Here is an 18,746-nt window from a genome sequence, read left to right on the forward strand (position 1 = left end):
TGAGGGGCCGACTATGACCGATCAGCGCCGTTCCAACACCCGAATTTTAAACGCGTGTTCGTCGCCCTCGCCGGCCGGGTGGGAAACGCTGCTGACCTCGGTCCAGCGGGCCTCGTCGATGGGCGAGAGCGTGACGTCGCCCGCCACCTCGGCGTCGACCTCGGTGAGGTAGATGCGCTGGGCCCTCGCCAGGGCCAGCTCGAACAGCGAGGCGCCGCCGATCACGCAGAACTCGTCCACGCCGTCCTCGGCCGCCTGCTCGCGGGCGATGGAGACCGCCTCGCTGAAGTTGTCGCAGATCACCGCGCCCTTGGCCTCGAACGAGCCGTCGCGGGTGAGGACGATGTTGGTGCGGCCGGGCAGCGGCTTCCGGGGCAGGCTCTCCCAGGTCTTGCGGCCCATGATCACCGGCTTGCCCATGGTGACGACGCGGAAGTTGGCCAGGTCGGTCTTGAGCCGCCAGGGCAGGGCGCCGTCCTTGCCGATGACGCCGTTGCGGTCGCGGGCGATGGGCCCGGCGGTGAGGATCGGGGTGCTCATGGCGCGGTCATAACAGAGTCTGGCGGCGGGCGGCCCAAACTCTGCGCCGGCAGGTCGATCACCGCGCGCAGGCCCGGATGGGCGTCCTCCAGCTCCAGCGCGCCGCCGTGCAGCTTGGCGCAGGCCGCGGCGATGGCCAGGCCAAGCCCGCCGCCCGGCCGGGAGCGGGCCGCGTCCAGGCGCACGAAGCGTTCGCGCACGCGGCCGCGGTGCTCGGGCGCGATGCCGGGGCCGGTGTCGGCGACGACGATGCGGATGCGGCCGGGGACGTCCTCGACGGCCAGGCGGACGACGGCGCCCTGGCCGGCGTGGTGGGCGGCGTTGTGCAGCAGGTTGCCGACCGCCTGGCGCAGGATCAGCTCGTGCCCCTTCACGATCAGGGCCGGGCGCGGGTCGGGGGCGACGAAGGTCTGGCCGGCGTCCTCGATGACCGGGGCGAACAACTCGCCGACCTCGGCCGCCAGGGCGGCGAGGTCCAGCGGGGCCATCATGTCGCGCGACAGGCCCGCCTCGGCGCGGGCGATGTCCATCAGGGCCGAGAGGGTGGAGAGGGCGCGGTCGGCCTCGTCGTGGGCCTGCTCGATGGCGTCCAGCCGCGCGTCCTGGGGCAGGTCCGGCTGCATGGCCCGCGCCAGGTCGGCGCGCATGCGGGTGAGCGGCGAGCGCAGGTCGTGGGCCAGGCTGTCGGTGACCGTGCGCATGCCGGTCATCAGCTCCTCGATACGGTCGAGCATGCCGTTCATCGCCTCGCCCAGGCGATCGAAGACGTCGCCCTTGGGGTGGACCTCGGTGCGGGCCGAGAGGTCGCCGTCGGCGATGCGGCGGGCGGTGGCGGCCAGCGTCTCCATCCGCCGCAGCAGCAGGCTGTTGAACCAGAGGGCCGCCAGCAGCACCGCGCCGACCGCGGCCAGCAGGGCGACGCCGGCGCTGGCCACCAGGGCGCGGCGGAAGGCGATGCGCTCGCCGATGTCCTCGTAGACCACCAGGGCGCCGCCCACGGAGAGCGGCTGGACCAGCACCCGCCAGGGCGAGCCGCGGCCGTCCGCCAAGATGTCCAGGCGCGCGGCCCCGGAGGCGGGCAGCGGCTCGCGGGCTTCCAGCCGCGCGCCGCCCAGCAGGCGCCCGTCGGCGGCGTAGAGCGCATAGCGGAAGCCGCCGCCGGGATCGGTCCGCTCGCGCAGGTCGAGGGCGCGGGCGAGGGGGGCGAGCCCCTCTTCGTGGGCGAAGGCGACGAAGTAGTCGCGGGCGGCCTCGGCCACCTCGCGCTGGCGCTTGCCGATGATCGCCTCGCCGATGCCGTCGACCATCAGCAGGCCCACGGCCAGGGCCGACAGCGCCATCGCCAGCAGGACGAAGAACACCGCGCCCGGGCGCAGGCGCGAGCCGGGCGGCCTCATGGCTCCTGCGACAGGCGATAGCCCGTGCCGCGCAGGGTGTGCAGCAGGGGCTGGGCGAACCCGTCGTCGATCTTCTTGCGCAGGCGGCTGATGTGGGTGTCGATGACGCTAGTGTGGGGATCGAAGCGGTAGTCCCAGACCTGTTCGAGCAGCATGGTGCGGGTGACGACGCGGTCCTTGTGCCGCATCAGGTACTCCAGCAGCTTGAACTCGCGCGGCAGCAGGTCGAGCGCCCGGCCGCCGCGGCTGACCCGGCGCGAGAGCAGGTCGATGGAGAGGTCGCCGCAGGCGAGCCTGGTCTCGACCTCGGGGCCGGGGCGGCGGCGCATCAGGTTCTCCAGCCGCGCCGAGAGCTCGGAATAGCCGAACGGCTTGGTGAGGTAGTCGTCGCCGCCGGCGCGCAGGCCCTTCACCCGCTCGTCGAGGTGGCTGAGGGCCGAGAGGATGATGATCGGGGTGGAAATGGAGGCGGCCCGCAGCGCCTTGATGACGCTGAGCCCGTCCATGCCGGGGACCATGCGGTCCATGATGATGGCGTCGAAGCCCTCGCCGGAGGCGGCGTAGAAGCCGTCGCGGCCGTCGGCGACGTGCTCGGCCGTGTAGCCTTCCTCGCGCAGGCCCTTGAGGACGTAGTCGGCCGTTTCGGCGTCGTCCTCGACCAGCAGGATGCGGCGGCTCATGGGCGGTCGTTCCGGTTGCTCGGGGCCAGGATGACCCGGTTTCGGCCGGGCTCCAAGACAGTCGGGCGGCCGCGGGAGGCCGGCCGCCCGACCGGCGCCTGAGGGGCGGGGACTACCCCTTGGCGACGCACGCCTTGACGAAGGCGGCCTTGTCCCCGGTGTGGGTCTTCTGGCTGTTCCAGGACTTCTCGCACTCGGCCTTCTTGGCGGCGGGGGTAGGCTTGGCCGCGGCCATGGCGGTGGTCGCCGGGGCGGGCGCCGCCGCGAAGGCGGCCGAGCCGATCGCCAGGCTGAAGGCGAGGGCGGCGGGAGCGATGAGATTGCGCATGGGGCTCTCCTTGAAGCATCGGCCGGATCGTTCCGGACCAGGAGAGAAGACCGCCGCGGCCCCTCAGCCTCCGGTCGGCGAACTCGCAAATCTGTAAGATTGGGGCTGCGGCTTGCGACGCAGGCCGCCGGCCTAGACCGCGATGGGGGCTTCGATCCGGTCGTGGGCCTTGTAGCCGCGCAGCTTGAAGTCCTCGAACTCGAAGGCGAAGAGGTCGCGCTTGTCGGCGATCTCCATGACCGGCAGGGGCAGCGGCTCGCGGGCCAGTTGCTCGCGGGCCTGGTCGAGGTGGTTCAGGTAGAGGTGGGCGTCGCCCAGGGTGTGCACGAACTCGCCGGGCTGAAGCCCCGTCACCTTGGCGACCATCATGGTCAGCAGGGCGTAGGAGGCGATGTTGAACGGCACCCCCAGGAACACGTCGGCCGAGCGCTGGTAGAGCTGGCAGCTCAGCTTTCCGTCGGCGACGAAGAACTGGAACAGGCAGTGGCAGGGCGGCAGGGCCATGTCGTCGACATCGGCCGGGTTCCAGGCCGAGACGATGTGGCGGCGCGAGTTGGGCATGGTCTTCAGCCCTTCGACCACGCTCGCGATCTGGTCGATCACCCGGCCGTCGGGCGCGGTCCAGGAGCGCCACTGCTTGCCGTAGACGGGGCCGAGCTCGCCCTCGGCGTCGGCCCACTCGTCCCAGATGCTGACGCCGCGCTCCTGCAGCCATTTCACGTTGGTGTCGCCGCGCAGGAACCACAGCAGTTCCAGGATGATCGACTTGCGGTGCAGCTTCTTGGTGGTGAGGAGCGGGAAGCCCTTGGCCAGGTCGAAGCGCATCTGGCGGCCGAAGACGCCCAGGGTGCCGGTGCCGGTGCGGTCGCCGCGCTGCACGCCGTTGGCCAGGATGTCGGCCAGCAGGTCGAGATACTGCCGCTCGGGATGGTCGGCGGCGGCCGAGGTTTCGGCGATGGCGACGTGCGCGTTCATGCGGGCGACCCAGAGCTCATGACTGCGGCCGATTCGCGACTGAGTCGTGGCGCCTGTCGAATCACCGAGGGATGTTCATCCACATCTAGACGATCCATCTGGAATAACGCAGATATTCGAAATGGCCTCCGCAGTTGCGTCGTCGCAGGGCGCATCATTCCGAGGGACAAGTCGATGCTCGTTTCCATCGCCATCGCCGCCTTGCTGGCGGCTTCCAGCGCCCCGGCCGCGCAGGCCGTCCCGGCTCCCGCTGCAACGCCGGCGGAGCCGCCCAAGCCGGCCGCCAAGCAAGAGAAGCCGATCTGCAGGTACGAGACGGAAACCGGCAGCCGGTTTTCCAAGAAGGTCTGCCTGACCCAATCGCAGATGAAGGCCCGGCAGGACGAGGCCCGCAAGACCGTGTCCGACATCCAGACCAAGGCCGGGATCGCGCCTTGAGGCGAGCGCGTCTTCCGCTCTTCAGCCCGCAAAGCCCCCCTCGTTCAGGAACGCCTGCTCCTCGGCGGTGGAGATCCGCCCCAGGCAGGCGTTGCGGTGCGGGAAGCGGCCGAACTTCACGATGATCTCGCGGTGCAGGTCGGCCCAGCGCAGGGATTCGGCGTCGCCGGTCTCGTCCTTCAGGCGGGTGAACAGGCGCACGGCCTCGTCCTGGTCGGCCAGGTCCTCGGAGTGCTCGAAGGGCAGGTAGAAGAACTGGCGCAGGCCAGGCTCGCTGGCGCGGTCGTGGCCGGCGGCGATGGCGTTGCGGGCGACGTGGCGGGCCTTGGGGTCGGTGGCGAAGGCGTGGCCCGAGCCGCGGTAGAGGTTGCGCGGGAACTGGTCGAGCAGGATCAGCAGGGCCAGGGAGCCCTCGGCGTCGGCCATCCAGGCGTCGTACTCGCCGCGGGCGGCGGCGTGATGCACCGGCTCGAACCTGAGGGCGATCGCCTCGTCGAACCTGGCGTTCTTGGCGAACCACTTTGCGGGTCCCGCCGCCGTCCAGAAGCCGATCACGTCCTTGGGTGTCGCCGCCATGCAGGGTCCTCCAGTCTGGATTGCCTATGTCCGACGGCGGCGCTTTCGGTTCAAGGGCGGCGGCCCGGCGGCGGAATTTCCGACGAAACGCCGCATCGGGGCGAGCTTCCCTTGACCTCCGCGCAAAATTCCCCTCCATAGCCCGGCCTTTGCTGCGGCGCCGTTGCGCGGAACCGCAGCGACCTTCGACTTCAGGAGAATGATCATGCGCGTCTACTATGACCGCGACGCCGACCTCGCCCGCATCCTGGACAAGAAGATTGCGATCGTAGGCTATGGTAGCCAAGGTCGCGCTCACGCGCTGAACCTCAAGGACTCCGGCGTCAAGGACGTAGTGGTGGCGCTTCGCCCCGGTTCGGCCACCGCCAAGAAGGTGGAAGCCGACGGCCTGAAGGTGATGACCGTGGCCGACGCCTCGGCCTGGGCCGACGCCATCATGGTGCTGGCGCCCGACGAGCTGCAGCGCGGCATCTACGCCAACGAGATCGCCCCGAACATCAAGGACGGCGCGGCGCTGCTGTTCGCGCACGGCCTGAACGTGCACTTCAACCTGATCGAGCCCAAGGACACCATCGACGTGCTGATGGTCGCGCCGAAGGGCCCGGGCCACACCGTGCGCGGCGAATACCAGAAGGGCGGCGGCGTGCCGTGCCTGATCGCCATCCACGCCAACGCCACCGGCAATGCGCTGGACTTCGGCCTGGCCTACGCCTCGGCCATCGGCGGCGGCCGCTCGGGCGTCATCGAGACCACCTTCCGTGAAGAGTGCGAGACCGACCTGTTCGGCGAACAGGCCGTGCTCTGCGGCGGCCTGGTGGAACTGATCCGCGCCGGCTTCGAAACCCTGGTCGAGGCGGGCTACGCGCCCGAAATGGCCTATTTCGAGTGCCTGCACGAGGTGAAGCTGATCGTGGACCTGATCTACGAAGGCGGCATCTCGAACATGAACTACTCGATCTCGAACACGGCCGAGTACGGCGAGTACGTCACCGGTCCGCGCGTCGTCACCGCCGACACCAAGGCGGAGATGAAGCGGGTGCTGGAAGACATCCAGTCGGGCCGCTTCGTGCGCGACTTCATGCTGGAGAACGAGGCCGGCCAGCCGAGCCTCAAGGCGACCCGTCGCCGCGCCAGCGAGCACCAGATCGAGGAAGTGGGCCAGCGCCTGCGCGCCATGATGCCCTGGATCACCAAGAACAAGCTGGTCGACACCGCCCGCAACTAAGTGCGCCGGACACGGCCGAACATTGGAAAGGCCCGGGCGAAAGCCCGGGCCTTTCTCTTTAGGCGCCGAAGCGGGTGACGTAGCGCTCGGTGAGCACGGCGGTGGCGTCCATCCGCTTCTGGTCGGGGCCCGTCAGCTCCAGGTGGACGTGGTCGGTCATGCCGCCCGGGTAGCGGGCCTGCAGGCCGTGGGCGACGCCGATCTCCTGGCCCAGCCGCACGACGTCGCCCTCGGCCACGTCGGGGTCGACATAGAAGACGCGGGCCACGTAGCTGATGGCGGGATTGGTGATCTCGACGAACTTCAGCCGCTTGTCGTCGGCATAGGCCATGCCGACCTTGGTGACGTAGCCGGAGATCGGCGCGGCGACCGGCTGGCCGGCCTGGGCCATGAAGTCGACGCCCTCGTGCTTGCGCGAGCCGCCGTCGCGCGAGGCGCCGAACGCGCCGAAGCCGTAGGCGTCGTGGGTGCGCGGCGCCTGGCCGGTGGGATTGACGAAGTCGGGCGCGCCGTCGCCGTCGACGTCCTTGCCCTGCCAGGCGAGCACCTTGGTCGCCGCGGCGGGCGGTGCGACGGGGTCGAGGGCGAGCGCCAGGGGCCTGGTCCCGGGGGCGCTGATGAAATCGGCCCGGGCCGCGGCGTGGGCGCCGGCCTGCAGGAAGCCGGCGGCCAGGACGGCGGCGCCAAGGGTCAGCCAGGTCTGGGTGAGCCAGATATGGATGCGGTCAGCGGCAGGCGTCGTCGTGGCGCGGATCATGCGTCGGTCGTTTCCTCATCGAATGGCGGCTGACCGGCGACGGGCGCCGGGCTCCGATTTCGCCCCTGGGGTCCCATATGGAGGCTCGCGCCGCGCCGCAGCATGTGACCGGGTGTCGCTGGTTTCGCCGCCCAAGGTCACGGTTGCGTGAGGTCGGGCGACGAAGGCCCTGCGTGTGTTACAAATGGATTGCGGGTTGTTCGCAGTAACGTCTCGACTTCGGGGCGGGTGCGCGTCCGGGTCGCCAGTGTCGATCTCACCGCATATGGACAACTTCGCCAGATGTTCTGGCGTGTCCAAAGGAAAGACTTAAATACTGTTATTCATTGTCAAAACTATACGTGTGAGCTTCTGTCGACTGATGATCGGGCGCGCGCGATGAGTCGGCTGATCGTGGTGTCCAATCGCGTGCAGCCGCCCGGCGACGGCGGCGAGGGCGCCGTCGGCGGCCTGGCCATGGCGCTGGCCGCGGCGCTGCGCGAGCACAGCGGCGTCTGGTTCGGCTGGAGCGGCCAGACGGTCGAGGAATACACCGGCCAGATCGCCATCCAGAAGGTCGGCGGGGTGACCGTGGCGACGGTCGACCTGGAGGAGCAGGACCGCCAGGAATACTACAACGGCTACGCCAACCGCACGCTCTGGCCGCTGTTCCACTACCGGGTGGACCTCAGTTCCTACGAGCGCTCGTTCAGCGAGGGCTATGCCCGGGTCAATGCGCGGTTTGCCGATGCGCTGACGCCGCTGGTGGGAGAGGACGACGTGATCTGGGTGCACGACTATCACCTGATCCCGCTGGCCCAGGAGCTGCGCCGGCGCGGCCTGCGCAACCGCATCGGGTTCTTCCTGCACATCCCCTGGCCGGCGCGGCTGCTGCTGCTGACCCTGCCCGAGCACGAGGCGCTGGTGGAGGCGCTGTTCGACTACGACCTGCTGGGCTTCCAGACCGAGGACTCGGCCAGCGCCTTCCGCGACTATGTGACCGCCGAGGCCGGCGGGACGGTGGACGAGGACGGCCTGGCCCACGCGTTCGGCCGGACGGCGCGGGTCGGCGCCTTTCCGATCGGCCTGGACGTCGAGAGCTTCGAAGCCGCGGCGAGCGGCGAGGTCGCCAAGGCCGAGTTCGATCGCATGCAGGCCAGCCTCAACGGCCGGGCGATGATCATCGGCGTGGACCGGCTGGACTACTCCAAGGGGCTGGAGGAGCGGTTCCTGGCCTACGAGCAGGTGCTGACCGACCACGAGGAACTGCGCGAGCAGGTCTTCCTGCTGCAGATCGCGACGCCCAGCCGCGAGGAGGTCGGCGCCTACCAGGAGATCCGCGCCCGGCTGGACGCGGTGACCGGGCGGATCAACGGCGCCTTCGCCACCGTCGACTGGGTGCCGATCCGCTATGTGAACCGGGGCTATCGCCGCGACGAGCTGGCCGGGGTCTACCGGGCGGCGCGGATCGGGCTGGTGACGCCGCTGCGCGACGGGATGAACCTGGTGGCCAAGGAATATGTCGCCGCCCAGGACCCCGAGGATCCGGGCGTGCTGGTGCTGTCGCAGTTCGCCGGGGCCAGCGAGCAGATGGGCGAGGCGCTGATCGTCAATCCGTTCAACCGCGAGGAGGTGGCCGAGGCCATCGTGCGCGGGCTGAGCATGGACAAGGCCGAGCGGATCGCGCGCTGGCGCGTGCTGATGGACGGCCTGCGCCGCAGCGACGTGGCCGCCTGGCGCGACGACTTCGTCAAGGCGCTGATGACCACCGCCCGCGGCTGATCAGACCGGCCAGATCCCCTGGTGCAGCACCACGCGGTAGCCGTCGGGGTCTTCGTAGGTGACGCCCTCGCGGTCCCAGTAGGGATTGGCGGACTCCACCGGCCGGTGGCCGCGGCGCTGCATGACGCCGATCATCCGGCTCCAGGCGCGCGCATCGGGCATGTAGAGGACCAGCAGGTTGTCCCGGGTCGGGGCGCGGCCGGCCAGGCGCCCGCGGGCGCTGGTGAACTCCAGGTGATAAGGCGCGCCGGGGAAGCCCAGGATCACGCCGTCGAACCCGTCGTGGTCGGCGAAGCGGGTCAGTTCGGGAAAGCCCAGCCCGTCGCGATAGAAGCCGACCACCGCCTCCATCCGGTCCGTCGGCCGCGCCACCCGCAGGATGCAACCGGCGAGCTGCGGTCGTTCAAGGGCGATGGTCGACATCGGGGCCTCCTGATTTGGAAAGGTAATGCTTTCCTAAAATGCCCGACTATTTTTGTAAACTATCAGCTTTGCAAAAAGCGATGACGTGCGAGGTTATCGACGTTCAGGAAAACCCCGTCCATGGTGCGGCCATGACCGAGACCCTGACCGCCCTGCACCCGCTCGACGACGCCATCCGCCTGGAGCCCACGGGGCCCGGCGCCTATCGCGGCGCGACCTCGCCCGCCTACTGGAACATGGCCGGCCCGTTCGGCGGGACCACGGCGGCGGTGCTGATGAAGGCGGTGCTCGATCACCCCGAGCGGCGCGGCCGGCCGGTGGCCCAGACGGTCAATTTCTGCGCGGCGATCGCCGAGGGCGCCTTCGACGTGACGGTGCGCCTGGTGCGCGACGGCCGCTCCACCCAGCACTGGCAGGTGGAGATGCTGCAGGGCGGCGTGGTGGTCACCACCGCCAGCACCGTCACCGGGCCGGATCGCGAGACCTGGAACCATGCGCCCGGCGCGCCGCCGAGCGTGCCGCGCGCCGAGCAGACGCCGGTGCTCGACACCAGCGGCCGGGCCGGATGGCGGGGCCGCTACGAGTTCCGCTATGAGCGCGGCGCGCCGATCCCGGGCGCGGCCAGTGCGGAGACCCCGCAACCGGCCCTGTCGCACAACTGGATCCGCGACGAGCCGGCGCGGCCGTTGGACTACGTGTCGCTGGCGGCGATCTGCGACACCTTCGTGGTGAAGATCCTGCAGGTGCGCGGCGACATTCCGCCGGTCGCGACGGTGTCGCTGTCGACCTACTTCATGGCCGACGAGGCGGCGCTGGCCCGGCAGGGCGCGCGGCCGGTGCTGGGCGTCAGCGACGCGCGGGTCTTCCGCCACGGCTTCAACGACCAGAGCGCCGAGATCTGGTCCGACGACGGCCATCTGCTGGCGGTCTCGCACCAGGTGGTGTGGTTCAAGAGCTAGGCCCAGGCCAGCGCCGCCTCGCCCCGCAGAATCGCCTCGGCCTCGTCGGTGTGCTTGGCGCCTTCGCGCGGGTGGAGGACCAGGGCCGGCAGCAGTTGCAGCGGGGCCTTGCCGGTCTTGAGCGCACGGACCAGCACGCGCTTGGCCGGGGCGTCGGCGTGGGGATGGATCGGCCGGATCTGGAACGAGCCGGCCTTGGGGGCGAGCAGGGCGAGGATGTCGGCCAGGCGGTCGGCGCGGTGGATCACGGTGATCGAGCCGCCCTCGCGCACGGCCTTCGACAGGAAGCCGATCCAGGCGGCGAGCCCGCCGTCGGCCATCCAGGCGCCGAGCTTTTCCGGCGTCGGCGCGCGCAGGGCGCCGGGATCATCGAAGAACGGCGGGTTGGCCATGACGGCGTCGAAGGGCTGAAGCGCCAGGCGCTTGAAGGGCGTTGCGACGTCGCCCTCGACGATCTCGACCCGGTCCTGCAGGCCGTTGGCCTGGGCGTTGAGCCGGGCGAGGGCGGCGGCGGCGGCGTCCCGCTCCACGCCCAGGAAGCTCGCGCCCGGCCGGCGAACGGCCGCGGCCAGCAGGGCGCCGCCCGCGCCGCAGCCGGCTTCGAGCACGCGCGCGCCCTCGGACGCATCACAGGCGGCGGCCAGCAGGGCCGCGTCCATGCCGGCCCGGTAGCCCCTTGCACCCTGGCGTAGCAGAACTCGCCCGCCGAGCAGGTGATCCTCGGAAACTGTGGCGTCTGTCAGGTCTGACACTGGTTCCATTTGCGTTCGGAGACGGCTAAGCCCGCCTTGACCCTGGTCTATCCCGTGACCATTGTCGCCCGCAAACGCCGGCCCTCCCCGCCGACGTCGAACGCCTTGGAGTTTCGGTATTTTGGACGCCGTCAGCGCCGCGATCGCCCGCGAAAAACCCGTCTCGATCGACGGGCTCCTCGAGCTCGCGAAGCCCGACATGGCCAAGGTCGACGCCCTGATCCGCGACCGCATGCAAAGTCCGGTGTCGGTGATCCCGGCGCTTGCCGAGCACCTGATCGGCGGATCGGCCAAGCGTCTGCGGCCGCTGCTGACCATCGCCGCCGCGCGGGTGGCCGGCGCGCAGGACGACGCCTGCCTGAAGCTGGCCGCCGCGGTCGAGTTCATCCATACCGCCACCCTGCTGCACGACGACGTGGTCGATTCCTCGCAACTGCGGCGGGGCAAGGTCGCCGCGCACCTGATCTGGGGCGCGCCGGCCAGCGTGCTGGTGGGCGATTTCCTGTTCGCCCGCGCCTTCGAACTGATGGTCGAGGCCGGCTCCATGCAGGCGCTGGAGATCCTGGCCCGCGCCAGCCGCGTGATCGCCGAGGGAGAGGTGCTGCAGTTGACCCGCGCCCATGACCTGAACCTCAGCCAGGATCTTTACCTGGAGATCATCAAGGCCAAGACCGCCGAGCTGTTCGCGGCCGCCGCCGAGGCCGGCGCGGTCTCGGCCGGGGCCAGCCCCGAGCGCTGCCTGGCGCTGCGCAGGTTCGGCCAGGACCTGGGCCTGGCGTTCCAACTGGTCGACGACGCGCTCGACTATTCGGGCGACAGCGCCACCCTGGGCAAGAACGCCGGCGACGACTTCCGCGAAGGCAAGGCGACGCTGCCGCTGCTGCTGGCCATCGCCAAGACCGGCGCGGCCGAGAAGCCGTTCTGGGACCGCACCGTCGGCCGCCGCGAGCAGACCGACGAGGATTTCGAGCGCGCCCGCGGCCTCGTCGCCTCGACCGGCGCCGACGGGGCGACCCTGGCCCTGGCCGCCGACTACGCCGCCGCCGCCAAGGCGCAGCTCGCCGAGTTCGTGGCCAACAACAGTTGGCGCCCGGCGCTGGAAGACCTCGCCGACTTCGCGGTCCAGCGGAAGGCTTAAGAGCCTAGAAGCCCGTGAACAGGCGATCGAGGGCGCGGCGGATGGCGTCTTCGTGGGTGCTCAGGTCGCCGAGGGGCGTGGTCAGGAGCCTCGTATCCACCGCGCCAAGTTCCGCGACCAGGACGATGAAGCGCCGTCCGTCGAACGGCACGAGCGCGCTGATCTCGGAATAGCCGGAGCGGCCGTCGTCAACGATCAGCGGGGCGACGAGCGTCGTCGGCGCGGCGGCCAGCAAGTGCGACTGCAGGACGACGACGAAGGGGACGACCGATCGCGACCGGGGCGAGGGGTTCGGATAGACCTCGAACTGGCGCAACTACCAGGTCCGCAGATCTTCGCCGAAGACGCCGTACCGTTCTATCCGTTCGCGATTGGCCTCGATGGCCTCGGCGTTGTCGCTCGCCCACCGGCGGGCCTTGGCTTCGTCGGCGTTGTCCCGCAGGGCCGCTCGGACCGCCGCCTCGGTGAGGGCGTTGACGTCGAGGCCGAGTTCCACGGCCTGCGCCAGCAGGTCTTCGTCGATCGTAATCTTCAGTTCCGCCTTGCCCATGGGCGGAGGCTAACCCAGATGGGCGCCTCCGTCACGCAGGGGGCTGATCAGCCCGGGCTGATCATCTTTTCGGGGCGCACCAGGGCGTCGAACTCTTCGTTGGTGACGTAGCCGCCGCCGACGGCTTCCTCGCGCAGGGTGGTGCCGTTCTTGTGGGCGGTCTTGGCGATCTTGGCGGCGTTGTCGTAGCCGATCTTGCCGTTCAGGGCGGTGACCAGCATCAGCGAGCGCTCGAGGGCGGCCTTGATGTTGTCCTCGCGGGCCTCGATGCCGACCACGCAGTTGTCGGTGAACGAGATCGAGGCGTCGGCCAGCAGGCGGCACGACTGCAGGAAGTTGTAGGCCATCACCGGGTTGAAGACGTTCAGCTCGAAGTGGCCCGAGGCGCCGGCGAAGGTGAGCGTGGCGTTGTTGCCGAACACCTGGGTGCAGACCATGGTCAGGGCCTCGCACTGGGTCGGATTGACCTTGCCCGGCATGATCGACGAGCCGGGCTCGTTCTCCGGCAGGGCCAGTTCGCCCAGGCCCGAACGGGGCCCCGAGCCCAGGAAGCGGATGTCGTTGGCGATCTTGAACAGCGAGCCGGCCATGGTGTTGATCGCGCCGTGGCTGAAGACCATGGCGTCGTGGGCGGCCAGGGCCTCGAACTTGTTCGGCGCGGTCACGAAGGGCAGGTGGGTGATGTCGGCGATCTTCTTGGCCACCAGTTCGGCGAAGCCGACCGGGGCGTTGAGGCCGGTGCCGACGGCGGTGCCGCCCTGGGCCAGTTCATAGAGGCCGTGCAGGGTGTCCTTGATCCGGCGCACGCCGTTGGCGACCTGCTGCGAATAGCCGGAGAACTCCTGGCCGAGCGTGAGGGGCGTGGCGTCCTGGGTGTGGGTGCGGCCGATCTTGATGATGTGGTCGAAGGCCTTGACCTTGACCTTCAGGGCCGCGTGCAGGTGCTCCAGCGCCGGCATCAGCTCCTTGGCCACCTGCTCGGCGCAGGCGATGTGCATGGCCGTCGGATAGGTGTCGTTGGACGACTGGCTCATATTGACGTGGTCGTTCGGGTGGACCGGGGTCTTGGAGCCCATGACCCCGCCCAGCATCTCGATCGCGCGGTTCGAGATCACCTCGTTGGCGTTCATGTTCGACTGGGTGCCGGACCCGGTCTGCCAGACCACCAGCGGGAAGTGGTCGTCGAGCTTGCCGTCGATGACCTCCTGGGCGGCGGCGACGATGGCCGCGCCGATCTTCGGGTCGAGCTTGCCGAGCTCCATGTTGGCCTCGGCCGCGGCGCGCTTGACGATGCCCAGGGCCCGGATCACCGGCTTGGGCTGCTTTTCCCAGCCGATCTTGAAGTTGCCGATCGAGCGCTGCGACTGCGCGCCCCAATAGACGTCGGTCGCGACCTCGATGGGTCCGAAGGTGTCGGTCTCGGTGCGGGTCGCGGTCATGATGTCTTCAGCTCCGATATGTTCGCAGCGCCGGTTTAGCGAACGCGCGCGAGACTGCAAGGCGCGCAGGCCCTATGGAGGGGCATGGACGGCGATTGGATATCCCATGGGAAGGTGCGCGCCCGCGAGGCCGAAGGCGTCGTGGAGGTGGTGGTCGATGGCCTGACCACCCAGGCGAAGTACTACAAGCCGCTGGTCTACGAGTTCTTCCGCAAGGCCTGGCGCGGCTCGCGGCCGAGCTGGGGCGAGTTCTCGGTCGACATCGTCATGGAATATGTCGGCGACCCGCCCTGGATCGACCTCGACAACCTGGCCAAGGCGATCCTCGACGCCATCAAGGGCTATACGTTCCACGACGACGCCCAGGTCGCCCGCCTGCTGGTCGAGCGGCGCGGCGGGGACCGCGAACAGATCACCGTCACGGTCCGCAAGCTGTCGGACGTCAACCTGCTGGGCGCCGCCTACCAGCGCTGAAACGAAGGCGGCCGCGCCCTTGTGGGGCGCGGCCGCGGTTCGCTGATCCGCCAGAGGGCGAAGGGATCAGCGGTACTGCTGCAGGCGGGTGGTGCGCAGGCCGGCCAGGCCGTGGCGATCGATCGACTTCTGCCAGGCGAGGAATTCCTCGTTGGTCAGCGAGTAGCGTTCGCACGCCTCGTCCAGGGTCAGCAGCCCGCCGCGCACGGCGGCGACCACCTCGGCCTTGCGGCGGATCACCCAGCGGCCGGTGTCCGGCGGCGGCAGATCCCTGAGCGTCAGAGGCGCGCCCGTCGGGCCGATGACGTACGCCTCGCCGCGGCTGTTCGTGCGCGTCTGCTGTTGTTGCAACATGGCTTTACGCCTTTCCGACCATCACTGTTCAGGCCGAACGTAGCGGACGGGCCATAACAGCCGGTGAATCACGATAGTAAACAATTCCCTACTCATGATTCGCCGTTGTCCGTTTTTGGTACAGTCTAAGTTATTGATCGATGTTAAGAGGGCTTAACGCCAAATATTACCTCTTAATATTGATCAACTCTTCAAGCATCTGGTCGGCGGTGGTGATGATCTTCGAAGATGCTGAATAGGCTTTCTGGGTCGTGATCAATCCGGTGAACTCTGCGGACAGGTCAACTGTCGAGGCTTCCAGCGTCCCGGCGGCGATTTCGCCGGCGCCGCCGATGCCCGGCTGCTTGATCACGAACTCGCCCGAAGGGATCGTGGCGCGATAGGCGTTGCCGCTGACCGCCGCCAGGCCGTCAGGATTGGCGAAGCTGGCCAGGCCGATCTTCGCAATCTTGCGAACTTCGGAGTTGTCGAAGATGGCCGAAACAACGCCGTCCTCGCTGACTTCGACGCCGACCACGTTGCCGACGTTGGCGCCATCGGAGTTGGCTGCGTTGAGGGTCGAGGGCGAGGCGTATTGGGTGACCTTGCTCCAGTCGAGGTCGATGTCCGAGGCCTGGATGCCGAGGTTGTCGGCCCAGCGCGGGGTCGCCGCAGTACCCGAGGCGCCCAGGTTGAGCTTGGCGGTCGGACCGAACAGGGTGGTGTCGGCGTGAGCGAGGTCGAGTTGGCCGTCGGCGGTGAACATGATGTCGCCCGAGGCGATCAGGCCGTTGGCGGCGCCGTCCACGTCGGACGCCGGCACCGCGTACATTTCGGCCTTCCACATGTTCGGCGTCGTGTCGTCCTTGATGAAGGCCACGGCGACCTTGTGGGTCGCGCCCACCGAGTCGATGACGTTCATCTCGAAGGTGAAGTCGGGCTGCACGCCGGTGGCGGGATCCTGGTTGACCGCCCAGTCGGCCATGCCGCCGGCCGCATAGGCCGCGTTCTTGGCGGCGTCGGCGACCAGGCTCTTGTTGAGGTTGGCGTTGACCACGATGTTGCTGGTCGCCCGCACCGCGGCGCCCAGGTTCTTCACGTTGATCGACTCCATCAGGCTGAGATCGGACGGGTTCGTGTTGAAGGTGCCGTCGTTCTGGACCGGCCAGCCCTGCAGGTAGAGCTTGGCGTCGTTGACCAGGAAGCCGTCGGCGTCGACGCTGAACGAGCCCGAGCGGGTGAAGACGCGCTCGTCGTTCGGGGTGAGCGTGCCGCCCTTGGTCGCGACGACGAAGAAGCCGTCGCCCGAGATGCCGAGGTCGGTGGGCGAGGTGGCGCTCTGGATCAGGCCCTGCTGGCTGATGAACTGGCGGGTGACCGCCTGCACGCCGCCGGCCGAGTAGCGGCCCTTGACCGCCTGGGCGGTGACGACGTTGGCGAAGTTCACCTGGTTGCGCTTGTAGGCGGTGGTGTTGACGTTGGCGATGTTGTCGGAGATCGCCGCCAGGGCCGAGGAGTTGGTGATCAGCCCGGAAACGCCGGAGAGCATGGCGCTGTTGATGCTCATGGGTGTCTACCTTTCTATACGAATGCTGGGATGAGGCGCCGTCAGGCGGCCTGCTCGGACGGCGGGGTCTCGTCGTCCTGGTTGTCGGGGGTTGGCGTCCCGGTGGACGCGGTCTCCTTGGGCGTCGGTTCGGCGATGGAGGTGACCTTCTCCCAGCCGACCTTCACGCCGTTGATGGTGATGTAGGTCTTGCCGTCGGCCTGCTCGACGCCGGTGACGAGGCCCTTGAGGAAGTTGGTGACCCCCACCGTCGCGCCCGCCGAGTCCTTGGCGGTGACGCGCAGGGTGTAGGTTTCGCCGTTCGACAACTGGGCGCCGGTGCGGTCCTTGCCGTCCCAGGAAAAGGTGTGGTCGCCGGCCTTCAGGTCGTCGCCGCTGGTCTTGACGACCTGGACGACCTTGCCGAACTGGTTGACCACCTCGACGGTCACGTCGGCGGCTTCCCGGTCGAGCTTGTAGGACCACTCGGCCTTGCCGGCGGTCAGCTTGGCTTCGTTGTGGAGCGCGCGGACCTCGCGGCCGAGCAGGCTGACCGAGGTCTGGATGCCCGAGCCGGTGTTGGTCACCAGCTTCTCCAGCAGGTCGTTGGTCAGCAGTTGCTGCTCCACGCCGGTCATCTGGACGAGCTGCTGGGTGAACTGGGTGGAGTCCATCGGCGACAGCGGGTCCTGGTTTTTGATCTGCGCCGTCAGCAGGTTCATGAACGTCTCGTAGCTGTCGGCCAGGCGCGTGCGCCCGGTGCTCGAGGCGCCCCCGTAGGCTGCCGCTGCGGTCGGATCGATCGCCATGGGAGTCTCCCTAGATCCGGATGTCGACGCCGGCGTCGGACCGGCGTGCGTATTGAAGGGCGGCGGACGCCGCGGCCTCGGCGACTTCGCCGGCGGTGCCGAGCACCGCCTGGAAGGCCCGGCCGCGCCAGGCGCCGTCGTTCTGCTGTTGCTGCTGGGCCAGGCCGCGGCCGTCGCCGCCGCGGTCGCCGGTGACGTCGAACGACAGGCCGCCGGCCAGGTCGAAGCCGGCCTGTTCCAGCGCGCGCTGCAGCTCGTGCGAGCGGGCGCGCAGCTCGGCGGCGGCCTGGGGCGAGTCGAAGGACATCGCTGCGGTCATCTTGCCGCTGGCGGCGATCTCGACCGAGATGCTGACGTGGCCGAGGCCGGCCGGGGTCAGCTCAACGTCAAATTTCGTCGCCCGACCTTCCAGTTTCTGGCCGATCTGGGCGGTCAGGTTGGCGATGGTCTCGGAGGTGACGCGGGCCGGCGCGGCCTGAGCCGGCGTCGCCGGGGCCTGGGCCGTCGCGACAGGCGCCGGCGGCTGGAAGTCGGGCGCGTCGGCGGCGGCCGGATCGGTCTTGGCGTCGGAGGCGGCCGCGAGCGGCGCGGCGGTCTCCAGGGTCGAGGCCGGCTGGCCCTTGGCCTCGGCGCTTGCGGCGGCGGTCACGGCGTTGGGCAGCACCGCGCCTTGGGCGGGCGCGGCGCTATCGGTCGCCGCCGGGACGGCGCCCTGGCGGCGGGTCGCGTCGGCCTGACGGGTGGAGCGCGGCGCCGGCTGGGCCTCGGGAGGCTTGGCTTCGCCGTCGACCTGGGCCGCGACGGCGGCTTCGGCCTGGGCGAGCTCGGAAGCGGGCATGTCGGTCGTCGGCGTGGCCGGCCGCGGCGGCGCGACGGGCGGAGCGGCGGCCTGTGCCGGCTGGGCCAGAGGCGGCTGCGCCTGGGGCTTGGCGACGGGCGAGGGGGCGGGCTGGGCGGCAGGATCGGCGGTCTTGGCCTCGGGCGTCTCGGTCGCGCCGGGCGCCTGCGGCCGGGCCTGCGGCGCGGCGGCGAGCTGGGGTTCGGTCGCCGGCGGGGCGATCCCGGCTTCGGCGAGCGGTTCGGCGTCGAGGGGCGCAGGCTGGCCGGCGACAGGGGCGGCGACCGGCGCGGCGGCCGAGGCCGGCTGCGGCGTGAACGGCGTGGCTGGGCCAGGCGCCGGGGCCTGGCCTTCGCCCGCTGGCTGCGCCTGGATGGGCTGGGACTGTGCAGGCTGCGGCGCGGCCAGCATCGCGGCCAGGGTCATGGCGTCGATGGGAACGCCCGGCGCCGGGGCGAGGGGATCGGCGCTGGGCGCGTCGCCTGCCGGCTTGGCGTCGGGGTCGATGACGGTTTCGCCGTCCGGCTGGGCGGCGAAGAGGCCGTCTTCCGCCGGGTCGGCCGGCGCGCCGAAGAACGCGGCGAGCAGCGCCTCGAAACCGCCCAGCGCGCCCTCGCCGCCGGGAGCGGCGGCGGAGGGCCCGGCGATCGGGCTGGTCATCGGCAAATTGAACAGGGGCGCTGTCATGGCTTCCGGTGAATCCGCCCTGGCCTGGCCGGGGCTTCTCAATGGGAGCGCTTCTGCGCCGCATACATTCGGACCCTTCTGAGCAACCTTTGCGCCAACTCGTCAGTGCATTGAAAATAAA

22 protein-coding genes are annotated in these 18,746 nt (G+C 69.7%); 6 read left to right on the plus strand and 16 right to left on the minus strand.

Annotated features, from left to right (window positions below; translation table 11 throughout):
* Positions 1–21 precede the first annotated feature (21 nt).
* The 5 genes from RTL41_RS04645 to RTL41_RS04665 form a co-directional block, all read right to left on the minus strand.
* On the minus strand, positions 22–540 hold the full coding sequence (locus RTL41_RS04645) for a dihydrofolate reductase (protein WP_312161820.1): 519 nt from the start codon (positions 538–540) through the stop codon (positions 22–24).
* The gene (locus tag RTL41_RS04650) at positions 537–1,937 is read right to left on the minus strand and encodes a HAMP domain-containing sensor histidine kinase (RefSeq protein ID WP_312161823.1); all 1,401 of its coding nucleotides are present in this window, start codon (positions 1,935–1,937) and stop codon (positions 537–539) included. Before RTL41_RS04650 ends, RTL41_RS04645 begins: the two co-directional genes overlap by 4 nt.
* Positions 1,934–2,617, minus strand: coding sequence for a response regulator transcription factor (locus tag RTL41_RS04655; RefSeq protein ID WP_312161825.1), 684 nt, complete (start codon positions 2,615–2,617; stop codon positions 1,934–1,936). Before RTL41_RS04655 ends, RTL41_RS04650 begins: the two co-directional genes overlap by 4 nt.
* Before the next feature lie 112 nt (positions 2,618–2,729).
* Positions 2,730–2,945, minus strand: coding sequence for a hypothetical protein (locus RTL41_RS04660; protein WP_312161826.1), 216 nt, complete (start codon positions 2,943–2,945; stop codon positions 2,730–2,732).
* A gap of 132 nt (positions 2,946–3,077) precedes the next feature.
* Positions 3,078–3,920: a thymidylate synthase gene (locus tag RTL41_RS04665; protein ID WP_312161827.1), complete on the minus strand. Its 843-nt coding sequence runs from the start codon at positions 3,918–3,920 to the stop codon at positions 3,078–3,080.
* A 174-nt stretch (positions 3,921–4,094) separates the two neighbouring features.
* On the opposite strand from RTL41_RS04665, the gene RTL41_RS04670 reads away from it, so the two are divergent.
* The gene (locus RTL41_RS04670) at positions 4,095–4,358 is read left to right on the plus strand and encodes a hypothetical protein (protein WP_312161828.1); all 264 of its coding nucleotides are present in this window, start codon (positions 4,095–4,097) and stop codon (positions 4,356–4,358) included.
* 21 nt (positions 4,359–4,379) lie between these two features.
* On the opposite strand, the gene RTL41_RS04675 is transcribed toward RTL41_RS04670, so the two are convergent.
* Positions 4,380–4,934 (minus strand): DUF924 family protein, encoded by a 555-nt coding sequence (locus RTL41_RS04675; protein WP_312161829.1) that lies wholly within the window; start codon positions 4,932–4,934, stop codon positions 4,380–4,382.
* 205 nt (positions 4,935–5,139) lie between these two features.
* Here RTL41_RS04675 and ilvC point away from each other — a divergent pair, with 205 nt between their 5' ends.
* Complete coding sequence (gene ilvC / locus RTL41_RS04680) at positions 5,140–6,159, plus strand: ketol-acid reductoisomerase (protein ID WP_312161831.1); 1,020 nt, start codon at positions 5,140–5,142, stop codon at positions 6,157–6,159.
* Positions 6,160–6,217: 58 nt separating this feature from the next.
* Here ilvC and RTL41_RS04685 read toward each other — a convergent pair whose 3' ends face one another.
* Positions 6,218–6,916, minus strand: a complete 699-nt coding sequence (locus tag RTL41_RS04685; protein ID WP_312161832.1) for a peptidoglycan DD-metalloendopeptidase family protein — start codon at positions 6,914–6,916, stop codon at positions 6,218–6,220.
* Positions 6,917–7,294: 378 nt separating this feature from the next.
* Here RTL41_RS04685 and otsA point away from each other — a divergent pair, with 378 nt between their 5' ends.
* Positions 7,295–8,677 (plus strand): alpha,alpha-trehalose-phosphate synthase (UDP-forming), encoded by a 1,383-nt coding sequence (otsA, locus tag RTL41_RS04690; protein ID WP_312161835.1) that lies wholly within the window; start codon positions 7,295–7,297, stop codon positions 8,675–8,677.
* Here the strand turns inward: otsA and RTL41_RS04695 are convergent, their stop codons facing one another.
* The gene (locus tag RTL41_RS04695; RefSeq protein ID WP_312161837.1) at positions 8,678–9,100 is read right to left on the minus strand and encodes a VOC family protein; all 423 of its coding nucleotides are present in this window, start codon (positions 9,098–9,100) and stop codon (positions 8,678–8,680) included.
* 131 nt (positions 9,101–9,231) lie between these two features.
* Between RTL41_RS04695 and RTL41_RS04700 the strand changes: the two genes are divergently transcribed.
* The gene (locus RTL41_RS04700) at positions 9,232–10,059 is read left to right on the plus strand and encodes a thioesterase family protein (RefSeq protein ID WP_312161839.1); all 828 of its coding nucleotides are present in this window, start codon (positions 9,232–9,234) and stop codon (positions 10,057–10,059) included.
* Here RTL41_RS04700 and RTL41_RS04705 read toward each other — a convergent pair.
* Positions 10,056–10,811 carry a tRNA1(Val) (adenine(37)-N6)-methyltransferase gene (locus tag RTL41_RS04705; protein WP_409418304.1) on the minus strand — a complete coding sequence of 252 codons (756 nt, stop codon included), beginning with the start codon at positions 10,809–10,811 and terminating at the stop codon, positions 10,056–10,058. The two genes, RTL41_RS04700 and RTL41_RS04705, sit on opposite strands and share 4 nt — an antisense overlap.
* A 121-nt stretch (positions 10,812–10,932) precedes the next feature.
* On the opposite strand from RTL41_RS04705, the gene RTL41_RS04710 reads away from it, so the two are divergent.
* Positions 10,933–11,949 carry a polyprenyl synthetase family protein gene (locus tag RTL41_RS04710; protein WP_312161841.1) on the plus strand — a complete coding sequence of 339 codons (1,017 nt, stop codon included), beginning with the start codon at positions 10,933–10,935 and terminating at the stop codon, positions 11,947–11,949.
* Between the two features lie 4 nt (positions 11,950–11,953).
* On the opposite strand, the gene RTL41_RS04715 is transcribed toward RTL41_RS04710, so the two are convergent.
* The 3 genes from RTL41_RS04715 to fumC are packed head-to-tail and all read right to left on the minus strand — an operon-like array spanning position 11,954 to position 13,938.
* Complete coding sequence (locus RTL41_RS04715; protein WP_312161844.1) at positions 11,954–12,265, minus strand: CcdB family protein; 312 nt, start codon at positions 12,263–12,265, stop codon at positions 11,954–11,956.
* A complete protein-coding gene (locus RTL41_RS04720; RefSeq protein ID WP_312161846.1) occupies positions 12,266–12,499 on the minus strand; it encodes a type II toxin-antitoxin system CcdA family antitoxin in 234 nt (77 codons plus the stop codon). It lies immediately after the preceding gene.
* 47 nt (positions 12,500–12,546) lie between these two features.
* Positions 12,547–13,938: a class II fumarate hydratase gene (fumC, locus tag RTL41_RS04725; protein WP_312161849.1), complete on the minus strand. Its 1,392-nt coding sequence runs from the start codon at positions 13,936–13,938 to the stop codon at positions 12,547–12,549.
* Between the two features lie 84 nt (positions 13,939–14,022).
* Here fumC and RTL41_RS04730 point away from each other — a divergent pair, with 84 nt between their 5' ends.
* The gene (locus tag RTL41_RS04730; RefSeq protein WP_409418305.1) at positions 14,023–14,412 is read left to right on the plus strand and encodes a RusA family crossover junction endodeoxyribonuclease; all 390 of its coding nucleotides are present in this window, start codon (positions 14,023–14,025) and stop codon (positions 14,410–14,412) included.
* A 66-nt stretch (positions 14,413–14,478) separates the two neighbouring features.
* Here the strand turns inward: RTL41_RS04730 and RTL41_RS04735 are convergent, their stop codons facing one another.
* From RTL41_RS04735 to RTL41_RS04750, 4 genes are all read right to left on the minus strand, one after another.
* Positions 14,479–14,766 carry a DUF1153 domain-containing protein gene (locus tag RTL41_RS04735; RefSeq protein WP_312161852.1) on the minus strand — a complete coding sequence of 96 codons (288 nt, stop codon included), beginning with the start codon at positions 14,764–14,766 and terminating at the stop codon, positions 14,479–14,481.
* 166 nt (positions 14,767–14,932) lie between these two features.
* A complete protein-coding gene (locus RTL41_RS04740; protein WP_312161854.1) occupies positions 14,933–16,312 on the minus strand; it encodes a flagellar hook protein FlgE in 1,380 nt (459 codons plus the stop codon).
* 41 nt (positions 16,313–16,353) lie between these two features.
* Positions 16,354–17,100, minus strand: coding sequence for a flagellar hook assembly protein FlgD (locus RTL41_RS04745; protein WP_312161856.1), 747 nt, complete (start codon positions 17,098–17,100; stop codon positions 16,354–16,356).
* A gap of 10 nt (positions 17,101–17,110) precedes the next feature.
* A complete protein-coding gene (locus RTL41_RS04750; protein ID WP_312161858.1) occupies positions 17,111–18,625 on the minus strand; it encodes a flagellar hook-length control protein FliK in 1,515 nt (504 codons plus the stop codon).
* Positions 18,626–18,746: the final 121 nt, after the last annotated feature.

Origin of the sequence: Phenylobacterium sp., from assembly GCF_031984885.1 — a bacterium.
In the GTDB taxonomy this organism is placed as follows: Bacteria; Pseudomonadota; Alphaproteobacteria; order Caulobacterales; family Caulobacteraceae; genus Phenylobacterium.

Excerpts from the sequence above, each read along its gene's own strand:
- RTL41_RS04645 (WP_312161820.1), bottom strand. The coding sequence starts at position 540 with ATGAGCACCCCGATCCTCACCGCCGGGCCCATCGCCCGCGACCGCAAC.
- RTL41_RS04650 (WP_312161823.1), bottom strand. The coding sequence starts at position 1,937 with ATGAGGCCGCCCGGCTCGCGCCTGCGCCCGGGCGCGGTGTTCTTCGTC.
- RTL41_RS04655 (WP_312161825.1), bottom strand. The coding sequence starts at position 2,617 with ATGAGCCGCCGCATCCTGCTGGTCGAGGACGACGCCGAAACGGCCGAC.
- RTL41_RS04660 (WP_312161826.1), bottom strand. The coding sequence starts at position 2,945 with ATGCGCAATCTCATCGCTCCCGCCGCCCTCGCCTTCAGCCTGGCGATC.
- RTL41_RS04665 (WP_312161827.1), bottom strand. The coding sequence starts at position 3,920 with ATGAACGCGCACGTCGCCATCGCCGAAACCTCGGCCGCCGCCGACCAT.
- RTL41_RS04670 (WP_312161828.1), top strand. The coding sequence starts at position 4,095 with ATGCTCGTTTCCATCGCCATCGCCGCCTTGCTGGCGGCTTCCAGCGCC.
- RTL41_RS04675 (WP_312161829.1), bottom strand. The coding sequence starts at position 4,934 with ATGGCGGCGACACCCAAGGACGTGATCGGCTTCTGGACGGCGGCGGGA.
- ilvC (WP_312161831.1), top strand. The coding sequence starts at position 5,140 with ATGCGCGTCTACTATGACCGCGACGCCGACCTCGCCCGCATCCTGGAC.
- RTL41_RS04685 (WP_312161832.1), bottom strand. The coding sequence starts at position 6,916 with ATGATCCGCGCCACGACGACGCCTGCCGCTGACCGCATCCATATCTGG.
- otsA (WP_312161835.1), top strand. The coding sequence starts at position 7,295 with ATGAGTCGGCTGATCGTGGTGTCCAATCGCGTGCAGCCGCCCGGCGAC.
- RTL41_RS04695 (WP_312161837.1), bottom strand. The coding sequence starts at position 9,100 with ATGTCGACCATCGCCCTTGAACGACCGCAGCTCGCCGGTTGCATCCTG.
- RTL41_RS04700 (WP_312161839.1), top strand. The coding sequence starts at position 9,232 with ATGACCGAGACCCTGACCGCCCTGCACCCGCTCGACGACGCCATCCGC.
- RTL41_RS04720 (WP_312161846.1), bottom strand. The coding sequence starts at position 12,499 with ATGGGCAAGGCGGAACTGAAGATTACGATCGACGAAGACCTGCTGGCG.
- fumC (WP_312161849.1), bottom strand. The coding sequence starts at position 13,938 with ATGACCGCGACCCGCACCGAGACCGACACCTTCGGACCCATCGAGGTC.
- RTL41_RS04730 (WP_409418305.1), top strand. The coding sequence starts at position 14,023 with ATGGACGGCGATTGGATATCCCATGGGAAGGTGCGCGCCCGCGAGGCC.
- RTL41_RS04735 (WP_312161852.1), bottom strand. The coding sequence starts at position 14,766 with ATGTTGCAACAACAGCAGACGCGCACGAACAGCCGCGGCGAGGCGTAC.
- RTL41_RS04740 (WP_312161854.1), bottom strand. The coding sequence starts at position 16,312 with ATGAGCATCAACAGCGCCATGCTCTCCGGCGTTTCCGGGCTGATCACC.
- RTL41_RS04745 (WP_312161856.1), bottom strand. The coding sequence starts at position 17,100 with ATGGCGATCGATCCGACCGCAGCGGCAGCCTACGGGGGCGCCTCGAGC.
- RTL41_RS04750 (WP_312161858.1), bottom strand. The coding sequence starts at position 18,625 with ATGACAGCGCCCCTGTTCAATTTGCCGATGACCAGCCCGATCGCCGGG.